At 62.1% G+C, this 5,021-nt stretch carries 8 protein-coding genes; 6 read left to right on the top strand and 2 right to left on the bottom strand.

Features of this window, described 5'->3' with window-relative positions; genetic code table 11:
* Positions 1-652 precede the first annotated feature (652 nt).
* The 5 genes from AHiyo1_RS22305 (at position 653) to AHiyo1_RS22320 (ending at position 3,145) form a co-directional block, all read left to right on the top strand.
* Entirely contained in the window at positions 653-1,030 is a 378-nt protein-coding gene (locus AHiyo1_RS22305; protein WP_148667711.1) for a hypothetical protein, read from the top strand.
* 421 nt (positions 1,031-1,451) lie between these two features.
* Positions 1,452-2,042, top strand: coding sequence for a hypothetical protein (locus AHiyo1_RS22310; RefSeq protein ID WP_059390042.1), 591 nt, complete (start codon positions 1,452-1,454; stop codon positions 2,040-2,042).
* Positions 2,043-2,480: 438 nt separating this feature from the next.
* Entirely contained in the window at positions 2,481-2,714 is a 234-nt protein-coding gene (locus tag AHiyo1_RS22315) for a hypothetical protein (RefSeq protein WP_059390043.1), read from the top strand.
* Positions 2,715-2,720: 6 nt separating this feature from the next.
* Positions 2,721-2,846 carry a hypothetical protein gene (locus tag AHiyo1_RS27775; protein WP_275937093.1) on the top strand — a complete coding sequence of 42 codons (126 nt, stop codon included), beginning with the start codon at positions 2,721-2,723 and terminating at the stop codon, positions 2,844-2,846.
* Positions 2,847-2,884: 38 nt separating this feature from the next.
* Positions 2,885-3,145: a hypothetical protein gene (locus AHiyo1_RS22320; RefSeq protein WP_059390044.1), complete on the top strand. Its 261-nt coding sequence runs from the start codon at positions 2,885-2,887 to the stop codon at positions 3,143-3,145.
* Between the two features lie 322 nt (positions 3,146-3,467).
* On the opposite strand, the gene AHiyo1_RS22325 is transcribed toward AHiyo1_RS22320, so the two are convergent.
* Positions 3,468-3,794 carry a hypothetical protein gene (locus AHiyo1_RS22325; RefSeq protein WP_059390045.1) on the bottom strand — a complete coding sequence of 109 codons (327 nt, stop codon included), beginning with the start codon at positions 3,792-3,794 and terminating at the stop codon, positions 3,468-3,470.
* A gap of 119 nt (positions 3,795-3,913) precedes the next feature.
* Complete coding sequence (locus AHiyo1_RS22330) at positions 3,914-4,192, bottom strand: hypothetical protein (RefSeq protein ID WP_113990746.1); 279 nt, start codon at positions 4,190-4,192, stop codon at positions 3,914-3,916.
* Positions 4,193-4,814: 622 nt separating this feature from the next.
* On the opposite strand from AHiyo1_RS22330, the gene AHiyo1_RS25115 reads away from it, so the two are divergent.
* Positions 4,815-5,021, top strand: a 207-nt coding sequence (locus AHiyo1_RS25115; RefSeq protein ID WP_113990747.1) for a DUF1508 domain-containing protein, incomplete at its 3' end; no start/stop codon positions are given.

A 5,021-nucleotide genomic window follows, 5' to 3' on the forward strand; every position in this document is an offset into this window, starting at 1 on the left:
CACACAACCTCACGGGGAAGAACAGCTAAGGAAGCTGACTATCCGGAAATTCACTACCGACAGTTTGACCGCGATGGCGGGGTCAAACTGTCGTGGTCGAGATCGCTGCGAACTCGTTCTCTTTCTGGGCTCGATGGAGCGTCGAGTGCCCGGTGAAGGATCGGCTAACGGGCGTCCTCCCCCGCGCCTGATTGCTCATCTTGCACTGTTCTGGTCATCCTGTCGATCCGCTCATAGAACAGCTTCACCCCGATTCCAACCGCTACGAGAACCACAATTAGGCCACCCACCGCAATGCGCCAAGGATCGAATTCTGGTCGGAAAATGATTGTCCCTGCTATGAACAAGAACCCCACCGCTTGAGGCCAGGAAAGTATGAAGTTCTTTCGCATGCTTGTCCTTAGACGGGCCAGACGCGCTGGAAGTCACTCTTTAAGAAGGTCGGCCGTGGCATGTTCGGAGCCTACATCCCAGTCCCTCTCCGTGACAGGCTTCTCGCCTTGACGACAGCTGCCGCCCGCTGAGGGATCGGCTTACGGGCGCTGATTTTGGAAAGGTCACTCACCTTTTTCGCTTCCAAAGACTAGGCTGTCGTCACATTCCTAGTACTAGGAGAAGACCAATGGGGATAGCGGGAAGCCGAACAAAGCCGATGTTCGAGAAGACCGAACAGTGGTTGTCGCCGCTCTCTCCGAACCAGGTCTTGGCGGCGATCTCCACAGTTTTTGCGTCGGAGAAGGCAAGGATCCACGAGGATGAGGACTCCCTCGACATACGAACGGGATCAAACTGGCAGTACCGCCTCTGGGGCAATCTGTTCTCATGGGGTCGCAGGAACATACCAGTTGCCATAACAGTCCGAGTCCGAACAGCCGAGCAGGGCACCGAGATTGAGGCTCACGCATTTGATACCTTCGGTATCCGGTTGACTGATCAGGCATTTTTCGGAGCCGAAGAGACTTTTGAGGACAGGCTCAGCGAGTTATTGGCAATGGCTGCTTCCGCCGCAAAGGCATCTCCCGAAGCCTGAACGCAGACCCGAGCCAGACACCCTGGGCAACAAGTTGAGACAATGCGTGAGCGTCCCCTAGAGGACCGTCTAACGGGCGCGGGTCGACGGTCGACCCGCGCACCTGTCGAAGCAATGAGTTGTTCGTTGCCGCGTACGGCAAGATGACAGCATGGCTCATGAACATGCGACGGATGCCCCGTCGCCGAGTGGTGCGCGGGACAACAACGGGGGCTCCTGGGTCCAGATCACCGAGGAAACCCGTATTCGGACATCCATACCGCCAGGCCCCGGTCCCCGGTTTGGGAAGGCAGCTGGCTTCGCAGGAGGCTGTGGCTAAAACGCGCGGCTGCGGTCCTGGTCATCGCCTCGGTCACGGCATGGCTCGGATGGGCTGTCATCGACGGGACTAAACACGCATTCGCCAGCTACACGAGGACCGATGGAACCGTCACGACCCAAGCCGAAACAGGTCGTCACTCTGACGGATGCCAGCTGGACCTCGACTACACCGTCGGTGGGCAGCCGCTGCACGGCGTTGCAAGAGTCAACGCCGTCTGCAACACCCTGCCCCGGGCCCGGCTCCCGCGCCGCGCTCGACGTCGACACAACCGATCCGCATGACATCTGGATCGATGGGGCGAGCGATGCGAACCATCCGGATCCCCTGATCTTTGGCCTCTTTTTCCTGATCGGCCCGGCCGTGGCCGCCTTCGCGCTCTGGAATGAGCTCACCGACTACGGCAGGATCCGGAAGCTGCTCGCGTCCGGGGCTCAATGGCAGCAGTTCGAGGCGACCGTCACGCGGAAAACGGGTAGCCGCAGCGGCATCACGGTCAGGTTGGAGGCAGAGGATCTCTCAGGAAACGTGTGCCCCTTCAATGTTTTCTACCGATTCGTCAGCCCGATTGGCCCTGTAGGCAAAGGCGACAGGATTAAACTGACCGTGCTCGCGGATGGCAAATGGCAAGCGCTCATTTGGAGGCCGGACCGCATGCGAATCTACGTCGCGCACATCAGCAGATCGCTCTAGCGCTGTATCGAACCGTTGCCGAGACCCGGGGTACATGAGACGCAATCTGCCTGCATCAACGGTTCTGTCCGGTGAGGGATCCTTCACCGGACGCTCTCGCCCGGCCACCGCCTGGCACGGCCAGCATTTTTAGAGGAGAGGACGCAGGGCCTAAGTCTTTGCGTCCAGACCGTCGACGCTCGGTTTCCCGGTCATGGTTGACGACCTTCACGACCGGCGTCTGTTGCAAGGCACGCCTCGGCTGTTCCAAAACTGCGCTGTGCCGGAGCCGACCCTCGTCCGATGGACGACCCGGCCACCGCGACTCTAAAATGAGCCCAAGGCCGACTGCGGAGGGCCAACGAGGTGTTCCGGCGGCCACCCGAGACCTCGTTGAAGGTCTCGTCTGCGCTTTAAGGCCGTGCACTTCCCGTGCAGAAACGCAGATGGAGACCACTTATGCACACAGAGCCTCAAGCCACAGAGACGGTCCGTTCGGTGACCGTGGAGGCGAGCAGTACCCACCCGGCAGACTGGGGCAGGGCCATGGCCGTCGCCCTGAATCAGCTAATCCAGGACATCATCGCCGCAACCGGCACGGATCCGTGCCGTGACCCCGAGGGCCTGGACGTGTCATTGCACATCAACGCGGTGCCCACGGGCGAGGCCATCACTGTGGTGTGGCGCGGGTAGAAGCCGATGCTCCACCATGACCGGGCAATGAGCTACTGGCCAGGGCTGAAGGACATGGCCGCAAAAATAACGGCTGACGGTGTCCGGATCGATCGCGCACCCGACCAGGAATACAACCTCGAAGCCCCCTAGACACGGTCGCCACAATCGATGATTGGAGATGGTGGTCCATGCTGACCTCGCACTTTCAACAATTCCTCAGCGAGGCAACCGTCCGGGATCCCGGGGCGGCGGGTGACCTGCTGGGCCCGGACAGCTTCTACGGCCTGTACGTAAGCTGGTGCCTGGCCCACGGGATCAGCCCCGTCCCGGAGACTGACTTTGGAGCAGGCATGCGCCGCTGCGGCGTCGACGTTCACCGCAGCGGGCTGGCGATGACCGGACCTGCCGCGGCGGACTACATCCTGGCCAGTGACCCGGGTATGAGCTGAACGAGGCGACGGTGCATGCCTTGTCAAGAAGACGGACGGTGGCGACACTCAGGTGAGCTGGGGAGCATCTCCCTCTGAGTGCGGTGGTGCTACGCATGGGAGCGCTGAGAGGACAATCCGAGGGCCCGAAAGGGATCCTTTACCGGACAGTTTGCGTCGTGACTCGGGGGCAAGTCGTAGCACTCATACGTGACTATGTCAACGAATTCTGGCCAGCCACCCTGACATCAGCTGAACCAGCGCGCCCTGGAACGGCGCGGTTCGTGGCCGGTAGAGGCCTGTAGTGCACGTGCGCGGTGAGGTGGCTGGAAATGGGCGGGGTTCAGGCTGCCAGGCTTGCCTTACTCAGGGTCGTGGAGGCCTCCGCGGATGCCAGGATGCTTAGTCTGCAGTCGGCTTGGAACGGATCGATGTGCGCGGGCAGGTGGTGGGACCGCGAGCAGGCGTGCAGCTGCTCGAGAGCGTCTGGCTCGACCCTGGCGCGTGTCACGTCGATTTCCAGGGCCAGGCCTTCCATTAGGGCGTTGGCGCGTTTCACGACCACATAGAGAGCCTGAAGGCTTTGCGTTGTCACGCGGCCTTGGGCCGCGATCTTGGCGCGGACGCAATCGATGTCCACACGGACCAGGACGTTGAGCTTGTCTGTCATGATGCTCCTGCCGTTCATGGAACGGTCGCGACGCTGCGACCGCCCACGCAAGCTTAGGCACGAACTGTGACGCACGCAACACCCCCCCTGCGCGCAGGGGTCTGATTCCCGGGCTGTTTTCAGGTCTGAATCCGCGCAGGGACAAGCCTCTCGTGCTCGGAGTGGTCTTTCCTCTCGTTGCCGCGCTCAGCCCACGACAACACCTTCCGGCGCGCCAGCCGGCCCAAGATGTCCCCGGTGGCCAGGGCGGTGCGGTCGCAGATTTCCTGGACCGCCATCATCATCGGCAAGGTCAAAGGCGCGGTCCGGAGCATGGCGTTGGAGAAGGCGGCACCCACCTGGGCGTAGGTCGCGATACCTGAGAGGTCCAGTGCGACGCGCGATCTGCGATTCTCCATTTGGCATTCGACAGGATCGGTTAGTCGCACCATCGCCATCCGGGAGGAGCTCACGCCTGTTGATGAAGACGTGAGGGTTCCTTGCCGGCGGCCCGCTCTGCACCTCGCACCGCGGCCCGGGAGACTAGAGTTGATTCATCAGCCCAACCGTACGCAAGGACGATCTGGGCGCCCTGACGCACGCGGGACCTCATCGAATCTGCAACGAGGTGGTCACGATGGTCGCACCAAGCAGCACGGGGCAACGCCCCGATGCGTCGGGCCGGACTCCGGTCGTTTCGCCCCAGGATCCTTGCTGCGGGGCAAGTGGTGCCCGCGCGGATTCAAGCCAGACTTTCTTCACGCCGTTCAGCGTCGGCGACGGAGCGGGGCTGGAGATCCCCTCGACCCTCCGGGTTACCTGCACCGAATGCGGAGCGTCCACGACACTTCCGGTTCCGTCCTGGTGGGTACCCGAGGGCTGGGAAAGGTATGACTGAGCCACGGCGCGTCTGTGGGCCGGTCATGCCGGCACGGCGCGACACCGGGTTCCCCACGCCCGGGGGTGCCTCGAGCGGTGGTGCTCAGTAGACTTGGTTTGTCCCTTTTCACACGCGTACGTGCCGGACAGGAGGCAAAAGACATGGCCGGCTATTTTGAACTCATGGATGCCCCTGATGGCGGGTACAGGGTGGCGTTGGTGGATTCCGAGGATTATCTGGTGGCAATGTCGGTGACCTTCCCCGACGGGGCCGCCGCAGCGAAGGGCATCGCGAATATCAGGGAAATCGCCGCGTCAGCCACGGTCAGGGACCACAGGCACGGCCACGATGAACTGGCCACCCACCGG

The sequence above is a fragment of the Arthrobacter sp. Hiyo1 genome, from assembly GCF_001263615.2.
Taxonomy (GTDB): Bacteria; Actinomycetota; Actinomycetes; order Actinomycetales; family Micrococcaceae; genus Arthrobacter.

Coding starts and splice junctions, on each gene's coding strand:
- AHiyo1_RS22305 (WP_148667711.1), top strand. CDS start 653: ATGTTCGAGAAGACCGAACAGTGGTTGTCGCCGCTCTCTCCGAACCAG.
- AHiyo1_RS22310 (WP_059390042.1), top strand. CDS start 1,452: ATGGAACCGTCACGACCCAAGCCGAAACAGGTCGTCACTCTGACGGAT.
- AHiyo1_RS22315 (WP_059390043.1), top strand. CDS start 2,481: ATGCACACAGAGCCTCAAGCCACAGAGACGGTCCGTTCGGTGACCGTG.
- AHiyo1_RS27775 (WP_275937093.1), top strand. CDS start 2,721: ATGCTCCACCATGACCGGGCAATGAGCTACTGGCCAGGGCTGAAGGAC.
- AHiyo1_RS22320 (WP_059390044.1), top strand. CDS start 2,885: ATGCTGACCTCGCACTTTCAACAATTCCTCAGCGAGGCAACCGTCCGG.
- AHiyo1_RS22325 (WP_059390045.1), bottom strand. CDS start 3,794: ATGACAGACAAGCTCAACGTCCTGGTCCGTGTGGACATCGATTGCGTC.
- AHiyo1_RS22330 (WP_113990746.1), bottom strand. CDS start 4,192: ATGGAGAATCGCAGATCGCGCGTCGCACTGGACCTCTCAGGTATCGCG.